The 26,556-nt window shown below is 44.5% G+C and carries 26 protein-coding genes; 14 read left to right on the plus strand and 12 right to left on the minus strand.

The window, feature by feature from the left end:
- The first annotated feature begins 3 nt into the window (after positions 1-3).
- Complete coding sequence (gorA, locus tag HGO23_RS01265; protein ID WP_099134927.1) at positions 4-1,356, plus strand: glutathione-disulfide reductase; 1,353 nt, start codon at positions 4-6, stop codon at positions 1,354-1,356.
- A gap of 230 nt (positions 1,357-1,586) precedes the next feature.
- Here gorA and HGO23_RS01270 read toward each other — a convergent pair whose 3' ends face one another.
- The 5 genes from HGO23_RS01270 to lsrR form a co-directional block, all read right to left on the minus strand.
- A complete protein-coding gene (locus tag HGO23_RS01270; protein WP_209027674.1) occupies positions 1,587-1,928 on the minus strand; it encodes a hypothetical protein in 342 nt (113 codons plus the stop codon).
- Between the two features lie 7 nt (positions 1,929-1,935).
- Complete coding sequence (locus tag HGO23_RS01275) at positions 1,936-2,124, minus strand: hypothetical protein (RefSeq protein ID WP_209027676.1); 189 nt, start codon at positions 2,122-2,124, stop codon at positions 1,936-1,938.
- Entirely contained in the window at positions 2,121-3,131 is a 1,011-nt protein-coding gene (locus HGO23_RS01280) for an AAA family ATPase (RefSeq protein WP_209027678.1), read from the minus strand. The genes HGO23_RS01275 and HGO23_RS01280 overlap by 4 nt, the downstream gene beginning before the upstream one ends.
- A gap of 108 nt (positions 3,132-3,239) precedes the next feature.
- Positions 3,240-4,832 (minus strand): autoinducer-2 kinase, encoded by a 1,593-nt coding sequence (gene lsrK / locus HGO23_RS01285; protein WP_209027680.1) that lies wholly within the window; start codon positions 4,830-4,832, stop codon positions 3,240-3,242.
- 110 nt (positions 4,833-4,942) lie between these two features.
- Positions 4,943-5,857, minus strand: a complete 915-nt coding sequence (gene lsrR / locus HGO23_RS01290; RefSeq protein WP_244589859.1) for a transcriptional regulator LsrR — start codon at positions 5,855-5,857, stop codon at positions 4,943-4,945.
- A 435-nt stretch (positions 5,858-6,292) separates the two neighbouring features.
- Between lsrR and lsrA the strand changes: the two genes are divergently transcribed.
- The 6 genes from lsrA to lsrG all read left to right on the plus strand — a co-directional run bounded on the left by lsrA (position 6,293) and on the right by lsrG (position 12,302).
- The gene (gene lsrA / locus HGO23_RS01295; protein WP_209028670.1) at positions 6,293-7,882 is read left to right on the plus strand and encodes an autoinducer 2 ABC transporter ATP-binding protein LsrA; all 1,590 of its coding nucleotides are present in this window, start codon (positions 6,293-6,295) and stop codon (positions 7,880-7,882) included.
- Positions 7,883-7,887: 5 nt separating this feature from the next.
- Positions 7,888-8,916, plus strand: a complete 1,029-nt coding sequence (gene lsrC, locus HGO23_RS01300) for an autoinducer 2 ABC transporter permease LsrC (RefSeq protein ID WP_425330511.1) — start codon at positions 7,888-7,890, stop codon at positions 8,914-8,916.
- Complete coding sequence (gene lsrD / locus HGO23_RS01305) at positions 8,916-9,929, plus strand: autoinducer 2 ABC transporter permease LsrD (RefSeq protein WP_209027682.1); 1,014 nt, start codon at positions 8,916-8,918, stop codon at positions 9,927-9,929. Before lsrC ends, lsrD begins: the two co-directional genes overlap by 1 nt.
- Positions 9,930-10,019: 90 nt before the next feature.
- Positions 10,020-11,072, plus strand: a complete 1,053-nt coding sequence (gene lsrB, locus HGO23_RS01310; protein WP_209027684.1) for an autoinducer 2 ABC transporter substrate-binding protein LsrB — start codon at positions 10,020-10,022, stop codon at positions 11,070-11,072.
- A gap of 44 nt (positions 11,073-11,116) precedes the next feature.
- On the plus strand, positions 11,117-12,001 hold the full coding sequence (gene lsrF, locus HGO23_RS01315) for a 3-hydroxy-5-phosphonooxypentane-2,4-dione thiolase (RefSeq protein ID WP_209027686.1): 885 nt from the start codon (positions 11,117-11,119) through the stop codon (positions 11,999-12,001).
- Between the two features lies 1 nt (position 12,002).
- Positions 12,003-12,302 (plus strand): (4S)-4-hydroxy-5-phosphonooxypentane-2,3-dione isomerase, encoded by a 300-nt coding sequence (gene lsrG / locus HGO23_RS01320; RefSeq protein WP_099134936.1) that lies wholly within the window; start codon positions 12,003-12,005, stop codon positions 12,300-12,302.
- 486 nt (positions 12,303-12,788) lie between these two features.
- On the opposite strand, the gene mobB is transcribed toward lsrG, so the two are convergent.
- Together mobB and mobA are read right to left on the minus strand one after the other, a co-directional pair.
- Positions 12,789-13,307, minus strand: coding sequence for a molybdopterin-guanine dinucleotide biosynthesis protein MobB (gene mobB / locus HGO23_RS01325; protein WP_209027688.1), 519 nt, complete (start codon positions 13,305-13,307; stop codon positions 12,789-12,791).
- Entirely contained in the window at positions 13,304-13,903 is a 600-nt protein-coding gene (gene mobA, locus HGO23_RS01330; RefSeq protein ID WP_209028671.1) for a molybdenum cofactor guanylyltransferase MobA, read from the minus strand. The genes mobB and mobA overlap by 4 nt, the downstream gene beginning before the upstream one ends.
- Positions 13,904-14,151: 248 nt before the next feature.
- Between mobA and HGO23_RS01335 the strand changes: the two genes are divergently transcribed.
- From HGO23_RS01335 to spfP, 4 genes are all read left to right on the plus strand, one after another.
- Positions 14,152-15,129 carry a serine/threonine protein kinase gene (locus HGO23_RS01335; protein WP_099134940.1) on the plus strand — a complete coding sequence of 326 codons (978 nt, stop codon included), beginning with the start codon at positions 14,152-14,154 and terminating at the stop codon, positions 15,127-15,129.
- Positions 15,130-15,146: 17 nt separating this feature from the next.
- Positions 15,147-15,770: a thiol:disulfide interchange protein DsbA gene (dsbA, locus tag HGO23_RS01340; protein WP_099134941.1), complete on the plus strand. Its 624-nt coding sequence runs from the start codon at positions 15,147-15,149 to the stop codon at positions 15,768-15,770.
- 390 nt (positions 15,771-16,160) lie between these two features.
- On the plus strand, positions 16,161-18,983 hold the full coding sequence (gene polA / locus HGO23_RS01345) for a DNA polymerase I (protein ID WP_209028672.1): 2,823 nt from the start codon (positions 16,161-16,163) through the stop codon (positions 18,981-18,983).
- 281 nt (positions 18,984-19,264) lie between these two features.
- Positions 19,265-19,312, plus strand: coding sequence for a small protein SpfP (spfP, locus tag HGO23_RS20120; protein ID WP_438361642.1), 48 nt, complete (start codon positions 19,265-19,267; stop codon positions 19,310-19,312).
- Between the two features lie 93 nt (positions 19,313-19,405).
- On the opposite strand, the gene yihA is transcribed toward spfP, so the two are convergent.
- The gene (yihA, locus tag HGO23_RS01350) at positions 19,406-20,029 is read right to left on the minus strand and encodes a ribosome biogenesis GTP-binding protein YihA/YsxC (RefSeq protein WP_099134943.1); all 624 of its coding nucleotides are present in this window, start codon (positions 20,027-20,029) and stop codon (positions 19,406-19,408) included.
- A gap of 392 nt (positions 20,030-20,421) precedes the next feature.
- Between yihA and ppiA the strand changes: the two genes are divergently transcribed.
- Together ppiA and HGO23_RS01360 are read left to right on the plus strand one after the other, a co-directional pair.
- Positions 20,422-20,991 carry a peptidylprolyl isomerase A gene (ppiA, locus tag HGO23_RS01355; protein ID WP_209027690.1) on the plus strand — a complete coding sequence of 190 codons (570 nt, stop codon included), beginning with the start codon at positions 20,422-20,424 and terminating at the stop codon, positions 20,989-20,991.
- Positions 20,992-21,324: 333 nt separating this feature from the next.
- Positions 21,325-21,900 carry an aminodeoxychorismate synthase component II gene (locus tag HGO23_RS01360; RefSeq protein WP_099134945.1) on the plus strand — a complete coding sequence of 192 codons (576 nt, stop codon included), beginning with the start codon at positions 21,325-21,327 and terminating at the stop codon, positions 21,898-21,900.
- Positions 21,901-22,096: 196 nt separating this feature from the next.
- On the opposite strand, the gene crp is transcribed toward HGO23_RS01360, so the two are convergent.
- The 3 genes from crp to HGO23_RS01375 all read right to left on the minus strand — a co-directional run bounded on the left by crp (position 22,097) and on the right by HGO23_RS01375 (position 24,340).
- The gene (gene crp / locus HGO23_RS01365) at positions 22,097-22,729 is read right to left on the minus strand and encodes a cAMP-activated global transcriptional regulator CRP (RefSeq protein WP_004240730.1); all 633 of its coding nucleotides are present in this window, start codon (positions 22,727-22,729) and stop codon (positions 22,097-22,099) included.
- Positions 22,730-23,133: 404 nt separating this feature from the next.
- The gene (locus HGO23_RS01370) at positions 23,134-24,003 is read right to left on the minus strand and encodes a phosphoribulokinase (protein WP_099134946.1); all 870 of its coding nucleotides are present in this window, start codon (positions 24,001-24,003) and stop codon (positions 23,134-23,136) included.
- A 118-nt stretch (positions 24,004-24,121) separates the two neighbouring features.
- Positions 24,122-24,340 (minus strand): YheU family protein, encoded by a 219-nt coding sequence (locus tag HGO23_RS01375; protein ID WP_209027692.1) that lies wholly within the window; start codon positions 24,338-24,340, stop codon positions 24,122-24,124.
- A gap of 159 nt (positions 24,341-24,499) precedes the next feature.
- Between HGO23_RS01375 and HGO23_RS01380 the strand changes: the two genes are divergently transcribed.
- On the plus strand, positions 24,500-25,105 hold the full coding sequence (locus tag HGO23_RS01380; protein ID WP_099134948.1) for a LysE family translocator: 606 nt from the start codon (positions 24,500-24,502) through the stop codon (positions 25,103-25,105).
- A gap of 1 nt (position 25,106) precedes the next feature.
- Here the strand turns inward: HGO23_RS01380 and murP are convergent, their stop codons facing one another.
- Positions 25,107-26,555 carry a PTS N-acetylmuramic acid transporter subunit IIBC gene (gene murP / locus HGO23_RS01385; protein WP_209027694.1) on the minus strand — a complete coding sequence of 483 codons (1,449 nt, stop codon included), beginning with the start codon at positions 26,553-26,555 and terminating at the stop codon, positions 25,107-25,109.
- Position 26,556: the final 1 nt, after the last annotated feature.

Here is a 26,556-nt window from a genome sequence, read left to right on the forward strand (position 1 = left end):
AAGATGAGTGAACATTACGATTATATTGCAATTGGTGGTGGCAGTGGTGGTATTGCCTCCGTTAACCGTGCAGCCATGTATGGGCAGAAATGCGCCTTGATTGAAGCAAAAGCATTGGGTGGAACATGTGTTAATGTGGGGTGTGTACCGAAGAAAGTGATGTGGCACGCCGCACAGATTGCGGAATCTATTCATCAATATGGCTCTGATTACGGTTTTGATACAACAGTAAATCATTTTGACTGGAAGAAATTGATTGCCAGCCGTTCCTCCTACATTGACCGTATTCATATGTCGTATGAACGTGTGTTGGGTAACAATAAAGTGGATGTTATTCAGGGATTCGCGCGTTTTGTTGATGCAAAGACAATTGAAGTAAATGGCGAAAAAATTACGGCTGACCATATCTTGATTGCGACGGGTGGTCGTCCAATGTTCCCTGCTATTCCCGGTGCGGAGTATGGTATTGATTCAAATGGTTTCTTTGAACTGGATGAGATGCCAAAACGTGTTGCAGTCGTAGGTGCAGGCTATATTGCTGTGGAAATTGCGGGTGTTTTGAACGCGTTGGGAAGTGAAACTCATCTTTTTGTTCGTAAACATGCACCATTACGTTCTTTCGATCCGTTGATTGTCGATACGTTGTTGGAAGTTATCAAAAATGAAGGACCGACATTGCATACGAAAGCGATACCGAAAGCGGTGATTAAAAATGCTGATGGCAGTTTGACGCTGCAATTGCAGGATGGCCGGGAACAGACGGTTGATACATTGATATGGGCGATTGGACGTGAGCCAGTGACAGATAATCTGAATCTGGTGGCAGCAGGTGTTGAGCTGAATGAGCAAGGATACATTCAGGTCGATAAATACCAGAATACAAATGTGAAAGGTATTTATGCCGTGGGCGATAACACGGGAGCGGTAGAGCTGACGCCGGTTGCGGTTGCGGCAGGTCGTCGTTTATCGGAACGTTTGTTTAACAACAAACCGGAAGAACATCTGGATTATGCCAATATTCCAACAGTCGTATTCAGCCATCCCCCAATTGGTACTGTAGGTTTAACAGAACCACAGGCAAGGGAGCAATATGGCGATGATCAGGTGAAAGTTTACACATCATCATTTACCGCGATGTATACCGCTGTGACAAGGCATCGTCAGCCATGTCGTATGAAACTGGTTTGTGTGGGTAAAGATGAAAAAATTGTAGGTATCCACGGTATTGGTTTCGGTATGGATGAAATCCTGCAAGGCTTCGCAGTTGCGCTGAAAATGGGGGCAACGAAAAAGGATTTTGATAATACGGTTGCAATCCATCCAACGGCGGCAGAAGAGTTTGTTACTATGAGATAGGAAGATGATGCAGGGAAAGCACTTCTTATTTTTATGATTAATTGAAAACCACGTTTTGTGGACGTGGTTCGTAACAGGCTTTGGCTTTTTTGAGTTTGAAGGTGACAGAGATGGCAGAAGCTTGTGTTTAGGGCAAAATTAATGCCACCTTCCTATGAAGGCGGATTTTTGCTTTTATTTCGAATAAAGATCAGAACAATTCTGGCTTTTATTATTGGGGGGGCAGATAGTTAGCTCTTTCTTATTACTAGGCATTGAGTTAATACTCGGTTCCATTGTTGTACAGTCATACAATGTATTTCAAAAGGTTTTTTCCATCCTCTTTTCGGACCTCTTATCCAACCTGTATGCCAAAGTTTGTGTTGTAAACCAGCAAGTTCGGCAGGTTGTAATGATGATAGGCCAATGAGAGTGATATATTGCATGGGCTTGTCTACTATGCCTTGTTCTAAGCTGAGATAGAGCAAACTATCGCATAGCTTAGGAAATAACTCTTTATTAACAAAGTTGTCGCTTTGCAGCTTGCGTCGGAACTTTGTTTGTTCTCTTTCTTTAAGATGATTAGGGATCATTCCATTTTCAGGATCCTTGATTTCTAATTAACCAAAGTTGGTTTGACCATTCGACTACAAAATCGACGGATTTCAGTAAGTGACTGAGACCTTGTCCCTCAGGATCTTCTTTATCTAATTTTCTTACTGATTGCGCTTTAGAAAAATCGAAATACAGATCACCTTCAATCCACTCAGGATGCATTTGTGTTGTCATCTTGCATTCCCTAATGAATGTTGAATTTCAAGGTTATACAGACGTAAATATTCATCGGCAATCTTGTTGGGTGTCACATCTTTATATTGTTCAAACATATGCTTTATTACACCATCTTGTTTGGTTCTTTCTAGCGCAAAATAACGTATAGGGCTGTTTTGCTGCTTAGCAAATTCCAGTTCTTTCAAAAAAGCATAGTTATGTGTTGCAACGAAGATTTGTACACCACGTTCGGCGAGCATTACGAGTATTTTCGCGACATTCAGCATTAAAGAAGGATTAAGGTTAGCTTCTGGTTCATCCCAAAACAGGGTGTTGTCTCTGAATAGAGAGCCATTATGAATGAGTTGCCAAATTAGCGCTAATTTGCGATGACCTTCAGCGATCAAGGAAATTTCTAATTTAGAATTCCCTGAAGTTAACTGGAATTCTTCTCCATGAAGACTGACACGGCCTCCGATTGTTTTACGAATTAGTTCCAGCAAGGGTTGCTCATCTTTAAGTGGCATTCCTTTGCGAGCAGGTAGGTAAGCCTGTTTTACGATGTCGTAATAGATTTCTTCAAATGCCAGTTCATATTTGTCGTATAACGAAATAAATCCAGGAGCGAAGGACAATACTTCTTTTACGGGAATAAAAACAGGTTCTTTAGATAAATTAAGTTGACCTTCTACTTCGAAGAGATGATGACGTGTATTGTCGAACTTAAGGGTAAACGTTTTTTCAGACAGACCACGACGTGAAGTGATATTGACCAATGCGCTGGTTAACCCTTTTTTGTGTGCCACTAGTCTGGAAACGTTACCGCCACTTGGACGAAAGACATTTGCGAGTTTCTGTTTTAACTCATCGGCATTGTGCGCTTTTTGCTGCACACAATATAACAGTTTCATTAAATGGGTTTTACCGGTTCCGTTTTCACCGATAAAAACGTTTATTCCAGAAACAAATTCAAATTTAGTCTGCTTAAAGGCACTAAAATTTGTTAATTCTAAAGTGGTAAACATGGCGCACTCCTATCTGGCTGTTTTTGTAAGAGTAATGGCTTTAGTATGACTGAGCAAGCCGCTACACTTGCTCAATTTTCGCTTACAAATTTCATTTACAACTGGAAATCACAACCCCGGCGCCTTCCACAACGAAGTTGTCAAACCATCATCCACCAAATGCAGTTGATCCGCATATACTGTCTGCCAGTCTTTCTTCGCTTTTTGGTAAACCTCTCGGTGGCTTAAGTTTGGTTGATATTCCCGTTCCCAACGCACTAATCTTTCCCCTGTTTCTGGCATGGAATTATACAGCGAAACTCCGACGCCGGCTGCTATCGCACAGCCCAATGCTGTCGCTTCCTTAACTACCGGAACCCGCACGGGTAATCCGGTTACGTCGGAGAGAATCTGGCTCCAGAGTTTTCCTTTTGAACCACCGCCGGCGAAGACCAGCGAATCTGGTTGTACGCCTGAGAATGCTGCAACCATATCGAGGTTACAGGCTGAAACGATAGCTGCGTTTTCCTCTAATGCCCTGAATAGTGTTGCCTTGTTGCATTTTTCCGGATCAATCGACAGATTGAGGAAGGAAGGGGCGGCGTGATACCACGATTTAAAGCGCATGACATCGGAGAAAATGGGCATCACACCATATGCACCGACAGGAACTCGCGCTGCCATTTCTTCCAGCAGGTTGTAGGCATCAACACCCAGACGTTCCGCCATTAGTTTTTCTTCCGCGCAGAAAGCATCACGGAACCAGCGCATGGTGAGGCCAGTGAAGAAGCTGATGGATTCTGCCTGCGCCATACCGGGGATCACGTGGGGATTGATACGGATGTTCATGTTGGGATCAGTCATCGGCTCTGGCAGGTTAACTACCTGCTGCCAGAATGTGCCGCCAAGTACCGCAGTTTGAGCAGGTCTGACGACACCAATACCGAGGCAACCGAGCTGGACATCACCGCCGCCCATAATAATCGGTGTACCGCTATTCAAACCGCACTCGGTTGCCGCTTTGTTTGTTACGTATCCAAGTAAAGTACCGGTTTCTTTAACTGGGGAGAGGATATCGGAACGCAATCCCGCCATTTCTAGCAAGCTTGGACGCCAGTCGCGGCTTACCAAATCCAGCATGCCTGTTGTACCTGCGTTGGAAGGATCAACTGCCAGTTCGCCACTCAACATATAAGCCAGCCAATCGCTGATCATTGTCAGGGTACTGGCCTGCCGATAGATATCGGAGCGGTGATGGGCAAGCCACAACAGACGAGGCATTGCGCCCAATGCTAAGGTCTGGCCGGAATAACGATAAACATCATATTCAAACGTATTGTTGTATAACTCTTTCAGTTCACTGACTTCATGGCTGGAACGGGCATCTACGTTGGCACATGCCCAGATGGGATCACCGTTGCGGTTGTAAAGGACGATACCTTCCCGCATTGAACAGGCTGCAACACTCTGAATCGCACTGGCGGGTAGTTCCGCTTTTTGCAGTGCCTGCCGGATACATTGGCAGGCTAGTCGCCAGTTGTTTTTCAGGTCAAATTCCATTGAGCCTGCGACATTCGGTACTGGTTGGTGAACCCATTCCGCTTGTCCAACAGAGATTTGATTTCCTTCCAGATCAAATATTACTGCACGGATACTGCCTGTTCCTGCATCAAGCGCCATCAGATACTTCCCTGATGGGTGAGCATGAGTGCGTTGGTTCATGATGCTATCCTCGTTTGTCGTTATCTTATTAGCTTACCGGTTGTTGATTACTGACTACGATGTGGCACAGGGGATATCCCCTATCCTGTTGGGGATAAATGATTAGACGATCACATCAGCATAGCCCTTGCGGTTTTTTCTTCCGTGACCAGCGAACTGATATAGCCCCCTTTCAGTGCGGCAACAATAGCTTCGGCTTTTTCAATACCACCAGCGACACCAATCACGTTCGGAATGGTTTTCAGCTCTGACAAGGTAAGGCCAATCAGTTCCTGATGAATGTCGATATCACCGACCAGTTCCCCTTCGGTATTGAAAAAGTGACCGAGAATATCTCCCACAGCCCCTTTGCGCCCAAACATCAGTTGTTCACCATCACTGATATAACCGGAACGCATAATAGTCGCCTGTTGTCTCTGGTTGATTGCCCCAATGCCCACGACTGCGATATCGGCGGCACAGGCGGTAAGTATCACATCCCGCACGCTGCGTTCTTCGCGGAATGTTGTGGCGACTTGTTGGGTTGATGCCCTCAGTGGAGCAGGAATGATACTGACAGGGCAATCTGCATCGAGCTGACCAATACCTGTCATATAAGGGCCAACGCCACCCGATAGCGTCACCAGCCGGATCTGTTGGGAAGAAATAAAGCCGCTCAGATGTTGCAAAGTACACATAGGGGCTTCACCAAAACCAATGGACAAAAGTTGGCGAGGTTCAATCAGTGACATCAACAGATGAGCTGCTCCGGTACCCAACCGGGTATTCAGATTAATCCCTTCAAGGTCTGGTATAACGCGCACTTTATTGAGGTTAAAGCGTTTTTTAAGGGTATCTTCCAGCTCCAGACACCCTTCATAGCGTGAGTTGATCTGAACATGGATCACACCGGATTTCCGCCCTTTCTCCAGCAAACGGGAAACCTTAAGGCGGCTCAGGCCAAGCAGTTCACCGATGTCCCCTTGTGTCAGACCATCGTGATAGTAAAACCAGGCAACTCGTGCCAGTAGTTCTTCTTCACTCATGCTGTTTCCTGGATAGCTGTTTTCAGTATAGCTATTACCTATATAGTTATTACCTATATAGGTATTACCCGAACTATGACCCGGATAATAAAACTCACCGGATGACACGTCTTTCTCTGATACTGATTTTTTCTTGTTTGATTTGATCGTCATAACAACTTCTTTAATCCCCTGGAAAAGAATTAAGCATGAAAGCCTCTGATGTACCAGAGGTATGCCGCAAAAAATTGAACATATTTTAATGAAGATCTAACTTTTTCACAAAATGTGATCGAAATATTGCAAAAAACTCAGATTATGGATTAGAGTCTTGAACAAAAGTTATTTTAAAAGATAAATGTTCACATTGATATTGGGGTTAAGTATCCGGGATTAGAAATGGAAAACAGCAATAAGGTACAGCCGCGAAAATCATAAACCCCCTGAGGTAGCATGATGTCACAAAGCAATTCCGCCAATGATTCATTGCAAATACATTCATCGCAAAAACATGCTGCCAATACACCACCGCTTCTGGTTGTCCGGGGGATCGGTAAACAGTTTTCCGGTTTGGTGGTGTTGAAACAGGTTGATTTTACTCTGATGTCAGGACAGGTTCATGCTTTGTTAGGAGGAAATGGGGCTGGTAAATCGACGCTGGTGAAAATCATTGCGGGTCTTGAACAGCCGGATGCCGGAACACTGATGTTGGAAGGAAATACCATTAACCATCTGACACCAGCCAAAGCCCATCAGTTAGGTATTTATCTAGTACCGCAGGAACCTTTGTTATTTCCCAATCTTTCTGTTCAGGAAAACATTCTGTTCTATCTGCCTAAGCATCAAGCCAGTAAAAGCCGTATGCAACAATTGTTGGTGCAACTGAATTGTCGGTTGGATCTGAATGCGTCAGCCGGAAGTCTGGATGTAGCAGATCAACAGATGGTGGAAATCATGCGTGGTCTGATGCGCAATTCCCGTATTTTGATCCTTGATGAACCGACAGCTTCTCTGACTCCTGCGGAAACAGAGCGATTGTTTGAACGGGTACGGGAGTTGCAACAGCAACAAGTGGGGATCATTTTTATTTCCCACAAATTACCTGAAATTCGCCAGTTTGCTGACTGTGTCAGTGTTATGCGGGATGGAGGGATTGCACTCAGTGGGCCGACTGTGGATTTTTCGACTGAAACAATCATTCGGGCAATTACGCCGGAGGCAAAAGCTTCTGCATTATCTGCATTAACAGAAACGCAGAAACTATGGTTGGACGCCGATAATCATTTATCCGATAGCAATCTTCAGGCTCCAGTGCTCGAAGTGGTTTCTCTGTGTGGTGAAGGTTTTCGTAATATCAGTCTGACCTTGAAGGCGGGAGAAATTGTTGGTTTGGCAGGAGTTGTTGGAGCAGGGCGTACAGAACTGGCGGAAACGCTATACGGATTGCGGCCTATTGTGAGTGGCGAGATCCGTTTGCACCAACAGGTACTCAACCCACTGGATACAGCAGCACGATTGCGATGTGGCCTGATTTATCTGCCGGAAGATCGACAGGCATCGGGATTGTTCCTCGATGCTCCCCTGAGTTGGAATGTTTGTTCACTGATCCACAACCAAAGCACGTTTTGGACTCGTCCTGCTTATGATGCCGCAGTGCTTGAGCGTTATCGCCGGGCGCTCAATATTCGTTACAGTCATGCCAACCAACCTGCGCGTACCCTGTCCGGCGGGAATCAGCAAAAGATTTTGATTGCCAAATGCTTGGAAGCAAAGCCAGCCGTTTTGATTATTGATGAGCCGACACGTGGTGTTGATGTCGGCGCACGCCATGAAATTTATCAACTGATCCGTAACATTGCCAGCCAGCAAGTGGCAGTTTTGCTTATTTCGTCTGATCTTGATGAGGTCGTACAGTTGGCGGATAGGGTATTGGTTATGCACCACGGCGAAATTTGTGGTCACCTTGATAAATCCAGCATGAGTGTGGATGCGATTATGCATCTTTCTTTTGGTGAACAGGAAAATGGCGAGAGGGCATCATGCTGAAGTTTATCCAAAACTTTATCCAGAACAATCGTGAAGTCACCGCGCTGACTGCCATTTTAGGTTTGTTTCTTCTGTTAAGAAGCCTGGAACACCATACTTTCAATTTCCAGACCATCACGATGATTTTCTCTAATGCGCAAATCCTGATGTTATTGGCAATGGGGGCAACGCTGGTGATGCTCACCCGCAATATTGATGTCTCTGTTGGTTCAACAATGGGGTTGTGTGCTGTCGTATTGGGAATGTCACTCAATGCGGATTTTCCATTGCCGGTAGCTTGCCTGATAACACTATTGACCGGTGTGACGGCAGGTTTGGTAAATGGCGTGCTGGTAGTATGGCTGAAAATTCCGGCCATTGTCGCGACGTTAGGTACGCTGGGTTTGTATCGTGGTTTGATGTTGTTGCTGACAGGCGGTAAATGGATTGAGGGATTACCTGCGGATGTGAAAGCGCTCGCTAACCCAATCTTATTCGGGATTTCTCCCATTGGATGGTTGTTGATATTGCTGGTTCTGGTAATGACGTGGATGTTGAGGATGATTAATTTTGGTCGCGGATTCTATGCCACGGGCGACAATCTGCAAGGTGCTCGTCAGCTTGGTGTGCCTATTAGTCGTATTCGTATTACAGCCTTTGCCGTGAACGGCGTAATGGCGGCGTTGGCGGGCATTGTATTTGTCGCCCAGATTGGTTTTATCCCGAATCAGACCGGGAGCGGGCTGGAAATGAAAGCGATAGCCGCCTGTGTTTTGGGGGGAATTAGTTTGCTCGGTGGCATGGGAACGGTAACAGGAGCTATTTTCGGTGCTTATTTTCTGACGCAGATAGATAGTGTGCTGGTATTACTCAGACTGCCGGCATGGTGGAACGATTTTATTGCTGGTCTGGTTCTGCTGGCAGTGTTGGTATTTGATGGCAGATTGCGTAGTGCCGTTGCAAAGAACTTACGTCAGCAACGTTATGCCCGTTTCCTCAAGCCAGACAATGATTCTGTCAAAGATTCAGCAGAAGAAAACAGGAGGCGGTCATAATGAATGCGATTAAAAACCATGGTCGGCAACGTCATGGATGGGAAGCTGCTCTTGCTGTTCTGTTGGTTCTGGAAATTCTGTTGTTTGGCATGGCAAATCCACGGATGCTGGATATTAATGTATTGCTGTTTAGCACCAGCGATTTTATCTGTATTGGTATTGTCGCCTTGCCGTTAACGATGGTAATTGTCAGTGGTGGGATTGATATCTCGTTTGGGGCGATTATCGGCTTATGTGCCATTGCATTAGGGATTATGAACCAGGCCGGGATACCGATGGTTGCTGCTCTCCCTTTGACGCTGATTGCAGGCGTGCTCTGTGGTTTGATTAATGCAGGGCTGATTTTCTACACTGGCGTTAATCCTCTGGTTATTACCCTTGGGACAATGTACCTGTTTGGTGGTAGCGCATTATTACTGTCGGGGTTATCGGGTGCGACAGGTTATGAAGGCATTGGCGGTTTTCCGGCTGCATTTACTGATTTCGCTAACCTGACATTGCTGGAACTGCCTGTACCGTTAGTTATCTTTATTGTTTGTGTCATCGGGTTCTGGCTGTTTATGCACTGTACTCACCGTGGACGCAATGTCTTTCTGATTGGGCAAAATAGCCGTGTTGCCCGTTATGCTGCAATTCCTGTCAATAAAACACTGTGCCTGTTGTATGTCTTAACGGGTTTAGCTTCTGCGCTGGCTGCGATTATTTTGGTGTCTTATTTCGGTTCAGCTCGCTCTGATTTGGGCAGCTCGTTCCTGATGCCAGCTATCACTGCGGCGGTGTTGGGGGGAGCTAATATTTACGGCGGCTCCGGCTCTATCATTGGCACGGCATTGGCTGTCCTGCTGGTGGGCTATTTGCAGCAGGGGCTACAGATGATGGGGATCCCAAACCAGATATCCAGCGCATTATCTGGTGCTTTGCTGATTATGGCTGTGGTCGGGCGCTCTGTCTCACTGCATCGCCATCAAATTCGTGATTGGTGGCAACGTTGGCGGGCTATGGTTTTTCAATGAGCTATTCTTGAATGATTCCTGAACTATTCCTGAGATAGAAATTCCTGAGACAGAAAATTATTCCTGAAATAGAAAAGAGCGGAGACAGGCATGAAAGCACCAATAGTTAAAACACTAATAGTGAAAAAACTGGTTTTGGCAAGTGCGTTAAGTCTGGCATGTGCTTCCTGGGCACAAGCTGCTGACAAGATTGCATTTATTCCGAAGCTGGTTGGTGTCGGGTTCTTTACCAGTGGTGGACAAGGAGCACAGGCTGCGGGTAAAGACTTGGGGATTGATGTTACTTACGATGGCCCGACTGAGCCAAGTGTGGCAGGGCAGGTACAGCTCATCAATAACTTTGTTAATCAGGGTTACAACGCGATTGTGGTGTCGGCAGTATCACCGGATGGTTTGTGTCCGGCTCTGAAACGTGCCATGCAGCGTGGTGTGAAAGTGTTGACCTGGGATTCAGACACTGTGCCGGAGTGCCGCTCCATCTATATCGATCAGGGAACGCCAAAACAACTGGGTGGGATATTGGTGGAAATGGCTGCTAATCAAGTGAAAAAAGATCATGCAGTGAAAAAGGATAAAACAAAAGTAGCATTTTTCTACTCCAGCCCCACTGTGACAGATCAAAACCAATGGGTAAAGGAAGCGAAAGCCAAGATTGCGGCGGAATATCCTGATTGGGAAGTTGTGACTACCCAATTTGGTTATAACGATGCCGCCAAGTCTTTACAGACTGCGGAAGGCATTCTGAAAGCATGGGGAGATTTGGATGTGATTATTGCTCCTGATGCCAATGCGTTGCCTGCGGCGGCACAAGCGGCGGAAAACCTGAAACTTAAGGATGTGGCGATTGTCGGATTCAGTACGCCGAATGTGATGCGTCCTTACGTAGAAAACGGCACAGTCAAACAGTTCGCCCTGTGGGATGTGGTGAAACAGGGCAAGATAGCGATTCATGTTGCCAATGAAATGTTGAAAAAAGGCAATTTGAATGTGGGGGATAAATTGGTTATTCCTGATATCGGTACACTTGAGGTTTCACCGAACAGCGTTCAGGGATACAGCTATGAAGCGAAAGGCAATGGCATTGTTGTCATGCCGGAGCGTGTGATTTTTACCAAAGAAAACATTAACCAATACGATTTCTGATTCATATCCGATAGATTTCGCGTTGTAACCTTCCGGAGGGAGAAATGGCAGACTTAGATGATATCAAAGATGGTAAAGATTTTGGCATTGATACACCGCAAAAGAACACATTGTTTGAACTGAAAGGCTGTGGTGCGTTGGATTGGGGAATGCAATCCCGTTTATCGCGGATTTTCAATCCTGCTACCAATAAAACGGTGATGTTGGCATTTGACCACGGTTATTTTCAAGGGCCGACGACAGGGCTGGAACGTATCGACATTAATATCGCTCCACTGTTTGAATACACCGATGTGCTGATGTGTACACGCGGTATTTTGCGTAGTCAGGTTCCGCCAGCGACAAATAAATCTGTAGTACTGCGCGCATCTGGTGCGAATTCCATTTTGACTGAACTTTCTAATGAAGCTGTTGCGGTAGCGATGGAAGATGCGCTGCGGCTGAATGTCTGTGCAGTAGCAGCGCAGGTCTATATCGGTTCAGAATATGAGCACCAGTCTATCAAAAACATTATCAAGCTGGTGGATCAGGGAACGCGCTATGGGATGCCAACAATGGCGGTGACAGGTGTTGGCAAAGATATGGTTCGTGACCAACGTTACTTCTCTCTGGCAACTCGTATTGCGGCGGAGATGGGTGCGAATATCATCAAAACCTATTATGTCGATGCCGGTTTTGAGCGGATTGCAGCGGGTTGTCCCGTACCGATTGTTATTGCGGGAGGCAAAAAACTACCTGAAATGGATGCGTTAATGATGTGCTATCAGGCGATTGATCAAGGCGCATCAGGTGTTGATATGGGTCGTAATATCTTTCAGTCAGAAGCGCCGATAGCGATGTTGAAAGCCGTTCAGGCGGTTGTACATCACAATGAGAAGCCTGCTCAGGCTTATGAATTGTTCCTGAGTGAAAAAGCGAAGAGAGAATAATATGCATGTCACATTAGTGGAGATTAATGTCAAAGCTGACAAGATCGACGAATTTATCGAAGTATTTCGCGATAATCATCTTGGTTCTGTTAAAGAGCCGGGTAATCTGCGGTTTGATGTATTACAGGATGAAAAAATCCCGACCCGTTTTTATATCTACGAAGCTTATACCGATGAAGCCGCAGTCGCAGCGCATAAGAAAACTCCGCATTACCTGCGCTGTGTTGAAAAACTGGAAGTACTGATGAGTGAGTCACGGAAAAAGATCAAATTTATTGGTTTGATGCCGGAAGGGACGTAAGGAAAAGATAAATTATCAGGCAGGAATAACGCCCTTGGACTAGGACTAGTTGCCGGGGCGTTGCGCTATCGATAACTAAACCGAAATATTTACCACCTAATTTCTATGTTAAAGTTCTTCATAATATTTCCCAGTTATACCCGTCGTCTTTCAAGTTGCATCTTTGTTGGCTTCACTCGCTCACTCCAGTCACATAGTTATCTATGCTCCTGGGGATTAATGAGAGGCTGCTGCCTCTCACCGGAGGCCAGCCTTTGGCTGGGCAAATTCGTTCCCGACGTATCAATGGAATCGTGAAAATTATGAACAGGCTATTGAGAAAGCCGGATTCAGTAAATTCGAGTGGAAAAAAGCAAACCTCCTGGAGAGTGAAATTGAATCCCAGCCAGAAGGTTTTTGGGATATCTTTCAAAAGAATAACCTTAACACCGGCATCATTTGCTACTACTGATGATTTTATAGCTCTGTTTCTGTTGACGGGGTTAATCAAAGCCACTGCGCAATAAACTCTGCCACTTGCTCTGGTCGATTAATATCAAATTGTGGCAGTGAGGTAGCCAGCGGGATATCGCTGGCAATGGTAATCACATGGGGATCAAGCAGTTCCTCAAAGGAGTGATTCAATCCATGCCGATACAGCGCAATTTTGGGAATGGCTTCGCTCTTGAAACCTTCAACCAGAATTAAATCTAGTGAATCTGCATTAAATCGGCTGGCAAGATAGTACAGATCCAATGCAGGTAATTCAGGCGTTTCTGTCATCAACGCCCAGCGCTGCTGGCTGGCAACTAATGTCTGTGCTGCACCAGCCTTACGCAGTTCATAACTATCCTTACCCGGTTTATCGACATCCATATTATGGTGAGTGTGTTTAATCAATCCCACACGTATTTGTTGCTGACATAACAGAGGAATGACCTGTTTAAGCAGGGTTGTTTTACCGGTTCCACTGTAGGCGGTAATTCCCAGTAATGGCAGGTTAGGTGGGAAGGTACTTTGATTCATGCTGACTCCCGAAGACATTCCCAATGCTGGCATTGCCAGTTTTGGCACTCTTCTGGTGTGTTCAAATTGGTGAAGGCTGTGGGATTAGGGAGATAGACCGCTTTTGCTTTAATCATCTGCATAAAGAACATCAGCTTTCTGTCTCCCAACGCAAGATAGCTTTCTAATCTGGGTATCAGGCTACGGTGCATCAAAGCCAATGCCGGATGTGCACGTTCGCAATCATGTACATAAGCCGCCCATGAATGTTGTTTATAGCGCCAAAGTTTTTCCACTACGTCATCAGGGAAATCCGGCACATCACAAGGGACAAACATAACCCATTCATTAATAGCTTTCTTCAATACCGCCAGCATTCCTGCCAGTGGCCCAGAAAAATCAGTGATAATGTCCGGTATAATCGGGTAACCACTCTGCTGGTAAACCGACTGATTACGGTTGGCATTAATCAACAGTTCATGAACTTGTGGCTGCAATTTTGTTGCTATGTGTTGGTATAATGGTGTGCCACCAAATTGTAATAGTCCTTTATCATTTCCTCCCATGCGGGTGGATAGCCCTCCAGCCAGAATTGCACCACTGATTTTTGGATACATCATTGAAATCACCTGATACTTGGTCATGAAATATTTTATATTTGGTTATATAACCCTTGTAAATCAATACGTAACAATATATTACAGGAATAAGAGAGTATAACTCTTACTCTTGTTGACAGACCAATTTTTTCTTTCAATCATTATGCTTGTTGTAAGAACGGTTATAGAAGCTGGCTGAGGACTGTACACACAGGGTATGATTATTAAAGATTGATGAAAGAGAGAACTGAGTTGTGACGGAAACAATGGCTTTTAATTTCCAAAATATTACGCCGGACTTAATAATGGATGCTTTGGTGCAGTCTGGTTTGTATGTTGATTCTGGCTTGACTGAATTGAATAGCTATGAGAACCGGGTTTATCAGTTTATGGATGAAAACCGTAAACGTTATGTCGTGAAATTTTATCGTCCTCAACGTTGGAGCCAGCAGCAAATTCGGGAAGAACATGAGTTTGCACTGGCATTGCAGCAAGCAGATTTATCGGTTGCTGCGCCGATGGTTATTGATGGGCAGACGGTATTGGAGCATGGTGGGTTCTTTTTTGCTATTTTTCCCAGCGTAGGCGGACGGCAGTATGAAGCTGATAACTTTGATCAGTTGGAAGATGTAGGGCGATTGTTGGGTAAAATACATCAAGTCGGTTGCCAGAAAACATTTTCTGCCCGTCCAACTATCAATCTCAATGAATATTTATACCAGCCATATCAATATTTGGCAGAATGCGAGCTCATCCCCGACAGACGCAGAGCCGCTTTCCTTACTTCACTGGATGAACTGAACAAAGCTGTGGAAGCACAATGGAATGTTGATTGGCAGGTATTGCGGCTGCATGGCGATTGTCATGCTGGTAATATCCTGTGGCGTGATGAGGCATGGTTTGTCGATCTTGATGATGCCCGCAATGGCCCGGCTATTCAGGACTTATGGATGTTACTTAATGGTTCACGGCAGGAAAGATTGATCCAGTTGGATATCCTGCTTGAGTCATATGGTCAATTTGCAGAGTTTGACCTGAAAACACTGGCGCTGATAGAGCCACTGCGTGCAATGCGGATGGTCTATTATCTGGCGTGGGTTGCTCGTCGCTGGCAAGATCCGGCTTTTCCAAAAGCATTTCCGTGGATGGCTGATGGTGACTTCTGGCATAAGCAGATAAATCTTTTTTCTGAACAAATCCAGTTGTTACAGGAACCACCCTTACAGTTAACCCCGATGTATTAATTTTTCTGGAGAACACTATGAAAAAATTTTGGCTCGCATTGGTGGGAGTGTTTATGGCATTTAATGCCAGCGCTTCTGGCTTCTCTGAAGGCAAGCAATATGTTGCATTAAAAGATCCTGTTGCAGATCAACCTCAGGTTTTAGAGTTTTTCTCTTTTTATTGTCCACACTGTTATCAGTTTGAAAATATTTATCATGTGCCTGGTACGATTCAGAAAAACCTGCCTGCTAGTGTTACCCATGAACGTTACCATGTCGATTTTCTGGGGCCTTTGGGTAAAGATCTGACAGATGCTTGGGCTGTTGCTATCGTTATGAAAGTACAGGATAAAGTAACGCCGATTCTATTTGATGGTATCCAGAAAACTCAGACTATCAGCACTAAGGCTGATATCCGTAACGCTTTTATCAAAGCGGGCGTTCCTGGTGAAGAATATGATGCAGCATTAAATAGTTTCATTGTGAAATCTGTGGCAGCTAAAGAACGTCAGGCGGCTCAAGCCTTACAACTGCAAGGTGTTCCGGCAACTTTCGTTAATGGAAAATATATGATTAATAATGGCGGAATAGATGTTAAATCTGCTCAAGATTATGCCAAAAAATATTCTGATGTTGTGAATTATTTGGTAACAAAAAAATAATCAGTCACTATTAATATAAAATGATACAAGTATTGTGCCTGTTACTATAAGATTGGCACAATACTTGCTTGAAACAGCCTTTCATAACATAAACTCCGGTTATATCCACAAGTCAGTGATTTGTAAGTAGTTGCAATACTTTCATAATATTTGACGTAATTCATTGATTTTTACTCTCAGTTATTCCTTTTTAACATGGATAAACATAAATCTGTTTTATGTGCCAATTTTTTGTGCACAAAGTTATCCACAGTTTATTTATCAGAATATTTGTCAGGACATATAGAGGACATTGGTAACAGAACGAGAAAATTATCGCAAAATTCGTCTATGACAGTACAGTATGGCATTCTATTCTTTATTCATATACAGAACGACGAAGACAATTTTATGGTACAGATAGCAGACAATCCCCTGATTTTGGTTGATGGTTCTTCATACCTTTATCGTGCATACCATGCTTTCCCTCCTCTGACAAACAGCACAGGCGAACCGACAGGCGCCATGTATGGTGTGCTGAATATGCTGCGCAGTTTAATCCTGCAATATAAACCCAGCCATGTGGCGGTTGTATTTGACGCTAAAGGCAAGACGTTCCGTGATGAATTATTTGCTGAATATAAATCTCATCGTCCACCGATGCCGGATGATTTACGTGAGCAGATTGAGCCGCTGCATAAGATGGTCAAGGCAATGGGACTGCCAATTTTGGTTGTGCCGGGGGTTGAAGCAGATGACGTCATTGGTACTTTGGCGTTGCAGGCAGAAAAAGAGGGACGTTCAGTTCTGATTAGCACAGGCGATAAAGACATGGCTCAGTTGGTGACACCTAATATCACTCTGATCAACACCATGACTAACACCATTTTGGGGCCGGATGAAGTCATTGAAAAATATGGTATTCCTCCGGAATTAATTATCGATTTTCTTGCATTGATGGGGGATTCTTCCGATAACATTCCTGGTGTGCCGGGAGTTGGCGAGAAAACGGCGCTAGGACTATTACAGGGCATTGGTGGGTTGAGTGAGATCTACGCCAGACTTGATGAGATTGTGACACTCAGTTTCCGTGGTGCAAAAACGCTGGGTGGAAAAATGGAGCAGCATAAAGAGGTTGCTTACCTTTCTCATCAGTTGGCGACCATTAAAACCGATGTTGAGCTGGATAAAACCTGTCTGGATCTTACGGTTTCCGCACCTGATAACGATGAATTATTGGCGCTGTTCGGTCACTATGAATTTAAACGCTGGTTGAGCGATGTACAAAATGGCAGTTGGTTAGAAAGCCGTCCGTCGGAGAAAAGCGGGCAAAAGCCAACGAGCAGCACGACGAATAAATCCACAGCAGCCAGCACACCTGCCGTAGCTAATATTTCTCCCGAAAGCTACCAGACTATCCTTGATCAGAAGTCTCTTGATGAATGGATTGGGAAATTAAAGCAGGCACCAGCATTTTCGTTCGATACTGAAACAGATGGGCTTGATACTTTAACTGCCAATCTGATTGGAATGTCTTTTGCTGTTGCAGTGATCAAATCTTCAGAGGGTGAACCTAATGTTGCAGCCGCTTATCTGCCGTTGGGACACGATTACCTGGACGCGCCACAACAGTTGGATCTGCACGAAGTGCTTACAGCACTGAAACCGCTGTTGGAAGATGCCAACCTGCCTAAGGTTGGTCAGAACCTAAAATTTGATCGCGGTGTACTGGAACGCCACGGTGTGGCATTGAATGGTATCGTTTTTGATACGATGCTGGAATCGTATGTCCTGAACAGTGTTGTAGGGCGGCATGATATGGACAGTCTTGCCGAGCGTCATTTGGGATATAAAACCACGACTTTTGAAGAAATTGCGGGCAAAGGTAAAAAACAGCTTACTTTCAACCAGATCCCATTGGAAGAAGCGGCAAAATATGCTGCGGAAGATGCAGATATCACTCTGCGGTTGCATCAGGCTATGTATCCACAGATAGAGAATGTGCCGACACTGAAAAAAGTTTTTCAGGACATCGAAATGCCGTTGGTTCCTGTACTTTCTCGCATGGAACGGACAGGTGTTTTGATCGATGCTAACACGTTGGCAGAACATTCGAAGGAGATTACGGCTCGTTTGCTCGAACTGGAAAAAGCCGCTTATGAGTTGGCTGGAGAAGAGTTCAATCTTGCTTCACCTAAACAATTGCAGGTCATCTTGTTTGAAAAGATGAATCTGCCTGTTTTGAAAAAAACGCCGAATGGTGCACCATCCACGAATGAAGAAGTGTTGGAAGAGCTGGCGGAAGATCACGAGTTACCGAGAATTATTTTGGAACACCGTGGCCTGGCAAAACTGAAATCCACTTATACCGATAAATTGCCGCTGATGGTCAGCCCGCTGACTCAGCGTGTTCACACTTCTTATCATCAGGCGGTGACCGCAACCGGACGTCTCTCTTCCCGTGATCCTAACCTGCAAAATATTCCTGTTCGTAATGAAGAAGGGCGACGTATTCGCCAGGCATTTATTGCACCAGAGGGCTATCGCATCATGGCTGCGGACTATTCGCAGATTGAGTTGCGGATTATGGCGCATTTATCTCAGGATAAAGGATTATTGGATGCTTTTGCACAAGGCAAAGACATTCACCGTGCTACGGCCGCGGAAGTCTTTGGTGTGCCACTGGATCAAGTTACCAGCGAACAGCGCCGCAGCGCGAAAGCGATTAACTTTGGTCTGATTTATGGCATGAGTTCGTTTGGTTTGTCCCGCCAATTGGGTATTCCGCGTGGGGAAGCCCAGCGCTATATGGATCTCTATTTTGAGCGTTATCCGGGTGTACTGGAATATATGGAGTGCACTCGTCAACAGGCTGCTGAACACGGATTTGTTGAGACGCTGGAAGGTCGTCGTCTGTATCTGCCAGATATTAAATCGCGCAATGCCATACGTCGTAAGGCTTCTGAGCGTGAGGCCATTAATGCCCCGATGCAGGGAACAGCGGCAGATATTATTAAATTGGCTATGATAGCGGTGGATGATTGGATCGTCACTGCACAACCGAATGTGCGTATGATTATGCAGGTTCATGATGAATTGGTGTTTGAAGTACATGAATCAGAGCTGGCTATCGCGGAACAGAAAATCAGGGAGTTGATGGAGAAAAGTATGCAGCTTGGTGTCCCTCTGAAAGTTGATGTGGGGGTAGGAGAAAATTGGGATCAGGCTCACTAATCTTTATTGAATAATTTTTATGAAATCCACAGCTCATTAAATGCGCTGTGGCTATCTTTATTATGCCGTGGATGGGCGTGAAACAAGAATTTCGGTTAGATTTTAGATTAGATCCAGATCCCACAAATATGTAATTAAACTACAATAAAAATGGTGTAATGACGGATATTGATCACATAATTGCGGCTGAATCGAGGCATTACGTGAAAATTAATTACAAAAAAATCTTTTGTTGATAAAAAAAATAGGGTAGAGTTGTCGGCGTAGGGTACAGAGGTAAGATGTTCTATCTTTCAGACCTTTTACTTCACGTAATCGGATTTAGCTGAATATTAGCTGCCCCAGTCATCCCTTTTGACTGGGGCGTTTTTTTATGCGCGATTTACGATTGTTGCAGAAGATGAGAGGGGAAAAGGTGGAAATTACTCCACCTCAATAGTGGGCTGGCTGAACCAGTTATTAAGTTTCTGTTCAAGTTTGTCTATGCCGATTTTTTTCAGAACAGAGAAATTCTCGATCTGAATATCACCTTCCAGACCCGCCAATTCCTGACGTACTTTGTTTAATTGGTTTTTGCGTGCCCCTGATGCCAGTTTATCGGCTTTGGTCAGTAGTATCATGACTGGCACCTGCATCACGACCGCCCATTCGATCATCTGCATATCCAGATCTTTTAGTGGATGACGGATATCCATCAATACCACCAGCCCCTGTAAGCATTCACGTTTCTGGAGATATTCGCCCAATGCTCTCTGCCACTTGAGTTTCATTTCTTCCGGTACTTGCGCATAGCCATAACCCGGCAAGTCAACGAGGCGTATGCCTTCTTCCACCTCGAACAAGTTAATCAACTGAGTTCGTCCGGGAGTTTTACTGGTACGGGCAAGGCTCTTTTGCTGGGTCAGTGCATTCAGCGCACTGGATTTACCGGCATTTGACCGACCGGCAAACGCGACCTCAATGCCTACATCTTGAGGCAGGTGGCGAATGTCAGGTGCACTCGTGACAAAGTGGGTCGTATGATAGTTGTAGCTTTTGATGGTCAAAATGGTTATCTCCCTGCGGAATATACGAAAAAACAGCGCAGTGATTATACCGAGAGCAACGGCTTGTGGACAGGTGTAACTTTATTGTGGTGTTTCTATTTCGACATATTTTGGTTTTTTGATTGAAATTATTTTTGCCTAACGTGACAAAGAATATTCTGCAATTTTTTCCTGCCTAAATATGTACGAAAGCATACCAAGATAGACGCTATTCCAAAAATAAACTCTGCCCAGAATATGAGAATATAATATTTACTTAGATAGATATTCTTCAGCAAAACTCATAATTACTCGTAAAAGTTGGTAAATCTTTGCAACTTAGCGCTATAGGGAATTACACTTAATGAGTTTTATGGGTTTTGTTATTGACCTCAAGAATAAAGGAACCATCAATGTTTAAACATATTTTTGTGTCGCTTATGACGGCATGTGCTATCAGTGTAATGTCTGCTCCAGCATTGGCTGCCGAAACTCACGTGAAGCTGGTGACATCAGCAGGTGAAATAGAGCTTGAACTGGATAGCAATAAGGCACCGATTACCACAAAGAATTTCGTTGAGTATGTGAATGAGGGTTTTTATAACAATACGATTTTCCATCGCGTCATTCCCGGTTTCATGATTCAGGGAGGGGGCTTTACAAAAGATATGAAACAGAAAGTAACCAAAGCTCCAATCAAAAATGAAGCCGATAATGGATTACGTAACTTGCGTGGAACAATTGCGATGGCGCGCACCGCAGATAAGGATAGTGCAACCAGTCAGTTTTTCATTAATGTGACTGATAATGCTTTTCTTGACCACGGTCAGCGTGATTTTGGCTATGCCGTCTTTGGTAAGGTAGTGAAAGGGATGGATGTGGTTGACAAAATTTCTCAGGTCAAAACAGAAAATGTTGGGCCTTACCAAAATGTTCCTGTGAAACCGATTGTGATCCTTTCTGCAAAGGTTGTTTCCCAATAACCTTGATGAGAAAACCACGTTTTTTGGCCTGAAAGATAGAGAATGAGACGGTATTTGCCTATTATTACACCTTTTTTGAAGTTTCAGAGTTTTTAAAGTGCCGTCTCCCTCTCTCATTCCTCTATCGTTTTCGCACGAAAAAAACCGCACTATGAATATATGCCGCTATCTGGCGGTAACTCCTGCCCCTATTTTAAAAATGCCTATGTGGTATGATGAGTGTCCCGCTACCGTTGGTGCTGCTTTACCTAATTTTACCGTGATACAGAACGCATAATGTCCAATAGGACAACGCAATATATAAAACTATAAAAATCAGTAGGATGAACTCCTATGTTATTAATAATAGATAACTACGACTCTTTTACATTCAATTTATATCAATATTTTTGTGAGTTGGGGACGAATGTTTTAGTTAAGCGTAATGATGAATTACAGCTTGAAGATATCGAGAAATTGGCACCGACTCATTTAGTGATCTCTCCGGGACCTTGTACACCAGATGAATCAGGGATCTCGCTGGAAGCCATTTCACACTTTGCCGGGAAATTGCCAATTCTGGGGGTGTGTCTCGGACATCAGGCGATTGGTCAGGCTTTTGGCGCGAGTGTTGTTAAAGCCCGTGAGGTAATGCACGGAAAAACCTGTTTAATTCACCATAACCAACAAGGTGTATTTAGGGGATTGAATCGTCCGCTGACTGTTACCCGTTACCACTCTTTGGTCATCGCCGCAGAAACGTTACCTGCATCCTTTGAAGTTACGGCATGGAGCCAGCATGATGGTAATGTGGATGAGATAATGGGAATACGCCACCGAACCCTCCCCTTGGAAGGCGTGCAGTTCCATCCGGAAAGCATCCTGAGTGAACAAGGGCATGAACTGCTGAATAATTTTCTTAAGTATTAACGAAGAACGATTTAATCCCTCTTTTTGGCGGTTGTTTACGGCCATTTTTTACGAAGCAGCTGTGGGCAGTTTATATCACTAATTTATGCGCCAGCGGGTTTCATTTTTTTAAGGGATGAGAAAAGCTGAAGGATGGAAAGCAAAAAGCCAGTGCTCTATGGGCTGCACTGGCCTAATTCAAGCGCAATTTCAGGAACTAGCGGGTTCCATAAACGACAATCGTTTTGCCGTGCGCAGAGATCAGGTTTTGATCTTCCAGCATTTTCAGAATGCGGCCGACTGTTTCACGGGAACATCCGACAATCTGCCCAATTTCCTGACGTGTAATTTTGATTTGCATACCATCAGGATGGGTCATTGCATCAGGCTGTTTGGCAAGATTGAGCAATGTCTGTGCAATGCGACCTGTCACATCCAGGAATGCCAGGTTTCCAACTTTTTCCGATGTTGTTTGTAAGCGGCTTGCCATTTGAGCGGATAAACGCATCAGAATATCGGGATTAACCTGAATTAACTGGCGAAATTTCTTATAGGAAATTTCAGCTACTTCACAGGCGCTCTTAGCTCGCACCCATGCAGTACGCTCTTGCCCTTCTTCAAACAATCCAAGCTCACCAATAAAATCCCCCTGATTTAAATAAGAAAGGATCATTTCTTTACCTTCTTCATCTTTTATTAGAACAGCAACTGAACCTTTAACAATGTAGTAAAGCGTTTCTGCTTTCTCGCCTTGATGAATAAGCGTGCTCTTGGATGGATATTTGTGAATATGGCAGTGTGACAAAAACCATTCAAGAGTAGGGTCTGTTTGTGGCTTGCCGAGAACCATTCGCTTTATCCTCTGTTGTTATTTCTGCCTTTATGTTCTGAGAAACTGACAGTTTCTCATCAGGCTGGCTTTATAAAGTCAATAGATTAACATATTAACTTGCTGAAAAACTGACAAGTAAGAATTTTATATAGGCTTATAAGGAGGCTAACATATCGGTGTAGTCAGCCAGATCCATAAAACCTGCCAGTTTCGCTTGTAACTCTGTTTGTAACACAGGAAAGCGTTTCTGTCTTCTCCTGTATCGCTTCAGCATATAAAACCAGTTAACAAATTACCAGAAAACTGTTTGCAGAACCTCATTTACTACATTTTTATTTATAAATGGGTGAATAGTTGATGTTTTGTCACAGGTAACATTATTTTTTGTTACCTGTGTTATTGATAATTAACTTGTGCTTAATTCAGGAAATTTTTTTGCCTTCCAATAATTGTTGAACTAACGGAGCCATAATTAACTCCATTGCCAGTCCCATTTTTCCACCCGGAACGACGATAGTATTTATGCTGGAGATAAACGAACCCTGAAGCATGGCCAGTAAATACGGGAAATCGATTTGGCTCAGACCACGGAAGCGGATGACGATAAAACTTTCGTCTAAAGAAGGAATGGCTTTGGCGGAGAAGGGGTTGGAAGTATCAACAGTAGGAACGCGTTGAAAGTTGATGTGAGTGCGGGAAAACTGTGGCGTAATATAGCGAATATAATCATCCATTGAACGAACCATGGAATCCATAACCGCTTCCCTTGAATGCCCGCGTTCACTGGTATCGCGAATGAGCTTTTGTATCCATTCAAGGTTGACGATGGGAACAACACCAATCAGTAGATCAACTAATTCGGCGACATTGTATTGCGGAGTAACAACACCACCATGTAACCCTTCATAAAACAGCATATCGGTGTTTGATGGCAGCGATTCCCAGGGTGTGAATGTCCCCGGTACTTGGTTATAGGGAACCGCTTCATCATAAGTATGCAGATATTTCCGCCAGCGGCCAGTACCTGTTTCCCCATATTCAAAGAATGTCTTCTCCAGCATATGGAAATCATTGGCTTCTGGCCCGAAATAACTGATGTGCCTGCCTTGTTCTTTCGCTTTACGTATTTCTGCGTCCATTTCAGGGCGGGTATAACGGTGGAAACTATCCCCTTCAATAAGTGCGGCAGTGATGCCGAGTTGTTGGAAAATCTTGCGAAATGCCACACTGGTGGTGGTTGTTCCGGCTCCGCTAGAGCCGGTTATGGCGATGACAGGGTGTTTGGAAGACATAAGAACAGACTCCTTATCATTAAAAAGTTGGGATGATCTTTCTCGTAATCAGCAGTATTAGGCCAATAAAACAAACAGATGTTGAATGAAATGTTATTGAACCGGAAATGATATGAAACTATGGACGAAACATCTCCTTAGGTATGATATTGACAGTCTCATGCAATTCAGACCAAACCAGCAGGGCTTCACCTCGCTCAAGCTGGCGTTTTACATCCTGTACTTTTTGTTCCAGTGTTTTTTCAAGTTCACCGTAGTCGGTGCCTTCCCGTAAGACAAAATTCTCGATCAAGTTAAGTAGAGTATCGGGTTCTACTTGTTGCCACGGGATAATCATTGTGGTCGCTCCATATCACATTATATTAGCTGCTGGTATTGCTTAGTTTTGGGGATGTTTTTGAGTTTAACTTTCATTGTTAACTGGCCTTGTGTGCTGAATAACATACTGCTATTTTCTTAGAAAGGAAATGTCAATAATTGAGGGATAAAGCACGCCATGACCGCCAGCCTGATATTCTCACTGAGTACATTTATGTTTATCTCCGCGATTACGCCTGGCCCGAATAATATGTTACTGACATCATCTGGTGCTAACTTTGGGCTCTGCCGCTCATTGATACTGTTGTTGGGAATTGTTCTTGGGATGCAAACTGTCCTGTTGTTGTCTGCTTTTGGTATTGCTGCGTTACTGCTGGTATATCCGGCCATACACACAGGCCTGAAAGTGCTCGGTAGCCTGTATTTACTGTGGTTGGCCTGGAAGACGGTGACTGCACAATACAAACGGCTGGAGGCTACACAATCCCTTGGGATACCCATTAAAGGTCATCAAGGCTGGTTATTGCAGTTTTTGAACCCGAAAGCATGGATGATGGGGTTAGGGGCTATCAGTAGCTACAGTTTAGCAGGGGATTTATATATCCATTCCATTCTGGTCATCAGCGTGGTGATGTTATTGTGTAATACAGTCACCGGGATGATATGGCTTATTTTGGGGGCTATGATTGGCCGTCTGTTAAAAAGCCGCACGGCATGGTTTACTTTCAATATCGTGATGGGGCTTTTGACAGCGGCTTGTGTACCATTAATCTGGATTAGCTGAATCAGCTCAAATCAATATTCTTGCTGCCAAAGAAAAACGTCAGCACAAAGCCGCTGATATACGAAACAATCAGCCCCGCACCGTATACCGCCATGCCCATGAAAATGCCTGTTTGGGATGTCATTAAGGGCAGAGCAACTACACCGGAGGGGCCGAAAACCGTATTCAGGCCGACAGGTAATCCAAACCAGGCAATCAGGCCGACAAAAAAGCCACCAGCTGCGCCACCAAAACAGGCGGTAACAAAAGGTTTGATGTGAGGCAATGTCACCCCATAAATTAAGGGCTCACCGATCCCTAAAAAGCCCGGAATAATAGCTCCTTTGATTTGAGTGCGTAGCAACGAATCTTTTTTGGCTCTCACATATAGCGCCAGCGCAGAACCCACTTGCCCTGCTCCTGCCATTGCCAGAATCGGAAACAGGGAATTAAACCCTTGCGTTTCTACCAGAGCAAAATAGACTGGCACAAAACCCTGATGCACACCGAACATCACAGCGATCAGGAACAGCCCTGCCAAAATGGCTGTACCGAATGGATTACCATTCAGATTGGTGAAAAGCCATGACATTGCTGTAAACAGATAACTTCCTATCGGCATAATTACAATAAAAGTAACTGCGCCCATGATAAGCAGCGTGATAGCAGAGGTCAGGATCATGTCCAGATCAGCGGGCATGATCTTACGGATCTGCTTCTCAATCCAGGCTCCCAGGATACAGGCAATTAATACCCCGATAATATTTCCCCGTGGGTCGATAGCAAAGCCAAAGAAGTTGCTGATACCAGAATAAAAGCTGCTGGTGGCGTCAGGGTTATAACCCAAAATAAACAGGGAAGCGATGATGGCACCATTAACGCCTGAACCGCCAAAAGCTTTCTGCGCATTGTAACCAATCAAAATACTGAAAAAAGTGAACATTCCTTTACTGAAAATCTTCATATAGCCGATCATTTCAACCAATACCGCGTTGGATTGTGCAGCACCCTGAATGAAAATTTGCTCCAGCAGAGTTGCAAGGCCCAGTAGTAGACCAACAGCGATAAAACCGGGGATCAGGGGAGTAAAAATGGTGGCAAATTTGGTAAGGAATTTATGGATTGAACTGGTTTGTTTCTCTTTGAGGTGTTTTTTATTGGAAGAGGCAATTTCTTTCAAATTTGCCGAGTGATGTTCAGAGGCGGGAAGATCAGCAGAACTTAATAGTTCATTCATCATATCCGCCGCTGCTTGGGCCTTACCGGGGCCGAGGACAATCTGGAGTTGTTCATTACTTTCAATTACACTCAGAACGCCGGGCATTAGCTTCAGTTTAGCCTTATCGACCAGAGAATCATCACGTAACGTCAATCTCAGACGGGTCATACAGTTGCCACTATGTATGACATTACTTGTTCCACCAATGGCGTGAAGAATTTCAACCAACATATCTGAATTAATCTTAGCCACG

Origin of the sequence: Xenorhabdus budapestensis (genome assembly GCF_017743015.1) — a bacterium.
GTDB lineage: Bacteria > Pseudomonadota > Gammaproteobacteria > Enterobacterales > Enterobacteriaceae > Xenorhabdus > Xenorhabdus budapestensis.

Excerpts from the sequence above, each read along its gene's own strand:
- gorA (WP_099134927.1), top strand. The coding sequence starts at position 4 with ATGAGTGAACATTACGATTATATTGCAATTGGTGGTGGCAGTGGTGGT.
- dsbA (WP_099134941.1), top strand. The coding sequence starts at position 15,147 with ATGAAAAAATTTTGGCTCGCATTGGTGGGAGTGTTTATGGCATTTAAT.
- HGO23_RS01370 (WP_099134946.1), bottom strand. The coding sequence starts at position 24,003 with ATGTCTTCCAAACACCCTGTCATCGCCATAACCGGCTCTAGCGGAGCC.
- HGO23_RS01335 (WP_099134940.1), top strand. The coding sequence starts at position 14,152 with ATGGCTTTTAATTTCCAAAATATTACGCCGGACTTAATAATGGATGCT.
- HGO23_RS01270 (WP_209027674.1), bottom strand. The coding sequence starts at position 1,928 with ATGATCCCTAATCATCTTAAAGAAAGAGAACAAACAAAGTTCCGACGC.
- polA (WP_209028672.1), top strand. The coding sequence starts at position 16,161 with ATGGTACAGATAGCAGACAATCCCCTGATTTTGGTTGATGGTTCTTCA.
- crp (WP_004240730.1), bottom strand. The coding sequence starts at position 22,729 with ATGGTTCTCGGCAAGCCACAAACAGACCCTACTCTTGAATGGTTTTTG.
- lsrG (WP_099134936.1), top strand. The coding sequence starts at position 12,003 with ATGCATGTCACATTAGTGGAGATTAATGTCAAAGCTGACAAGATCGAC.
- lsrR (WP_244589859.1), bottom strand. The coding sequence starts at position 5,857 with ATGAGTGAAGAAGAACTACTGGCACGAGTTGCCTGGTTTTACTATCAC.
- lsrB (WP_209027684.1), top strand. The coding sequence starts at position 10,020 with ATGAAAGCACCAATAGTTAAAACACTAATAGTGAAAAAACTGGTTTTG.
- HGO23_RS01375 (WP_209027692.1), bottom strand. The coding sequence starts at position 24,340 with ATGATTATCCCGTGGCAACAAGTAGAACCCGATACTCTACTTAACTTG.
- HGO23_RS01380 (WP_099134948.1), top strand. The coding sequence starts at position 24,500 with ATGACCGCCAGCCTGATATTCTCACTGAGTACATTTATGTTTATCTCC.
- HGO23_RS01275 (WP_209027676.1), bottom strand. The coding sequence starts at position 2,124 with ATGACAACACAAATGCATCCTGAGTGGATTGAAGGTGATCTGTATTTC.
- HGO23_RS01280 (WP_209027678.1), bottom strand. The coding sequence starts at position 3,131 with ATGTTTACCACTTTAGAATTAACAAATTTTAGTGCCTTTAAGCAGACT.
- HGO23_RS01360 (WP_099134945.1), top strand. The coding sequence starts at position 21,325 with ATGTTATTAATAATAGATAACTACGACTCTTTTACATTCAATTTATAT.
- mobB (WP_209027688.1), bottom strand. The coding sequence starts at position 13,307 with ATGAATCAAAGTACCTTCCCACCTAACCTGCCATTACTGGGAATTACC.
- lsrK (WP_209027680.1), bottom strand. The coding sequence starts at position 4,832 with ATGAACCAACGCACTCATGCTCACCCATCAGGGAAGTATCTGATGGCG.
- lsrD (WP_209027682.1), top strand. The coding sequence starts at position 8,916 with ATGAATGCGATTAAAAACCATGGTCGGCAACGTCATGGATGGGAAGCT.
- lsrF (WP_209027686.1), top strand. The coding sequence starts at position 11,117 with ATGGCAGACTTAGATGATATCAAAGATGGTAAAGATTTTGGCATTGAT.
- ppiA (WP_209027690.1), top strand. The coding sequence starts at position 20,422 with ATGTTTAAACATATTTTTGTGTCGCTTATGACGGCATGTGCTATCAGT.
- lsrA (WP_209028670.1), top strand. The coding sequence starts at position 6,293 with ATGTCACAAAGCAATTCCGCCAATGATTCATTGCAAATACATTCATCG.
- mobA (WP_209028671.1), bottom strand. The coding sequence starts at position 13,903 with ATGTATCCAAAAATCAGTGGTGCAATTCTGGCTGGAGGGCTATCCACC.